1 pseudogene is annotated in these 238 nt (G+C 68.1%); it reads right to left on the reverse strand.

Going from position 1 to position 238, the window contains the following annotated elements:
* Positions 1-170 (reverse strand): annotated as a pseudogene (locus IF73_RS0137280) (ABC transporter permease); the annotation flags it as partial.
* Positions 171-238 lie beyond the last annotated feature (68 nt).

Genomic DNA, 238 nt, shown 5'->3' on the forward strand with positions numbered 1-238 from the left:
CCGCCCATGCCGGCGCTCATCACGTCGCCGAAGATGTAGACGAAGAGCAGGAGCAGCATCACCGGTGTGAGCAGCAGGTTCAGCGTGAGGGAGGGGTAGCGGCGGGCGTGCAGGAGGTTGCGGCGGAGCATCGTGGACGAGTCGCGGACGGCGAGGGACAGGGTGCTCATCGGACGGTCTCCTTCGGCTGGGCGGGGACGGTGGTGGCGGTGAGGGCGAAGAAGACGTCGTCGAGGTC

The organism is Streptomyces sp. NRRL F-5727 (genome assembly GCF_000719555.1).
Classification (GTDB): Bacteria; Actinomycetota; Actinomycetes; order Streptomycetales; family Streptomycetaceae; genus Streptomyces.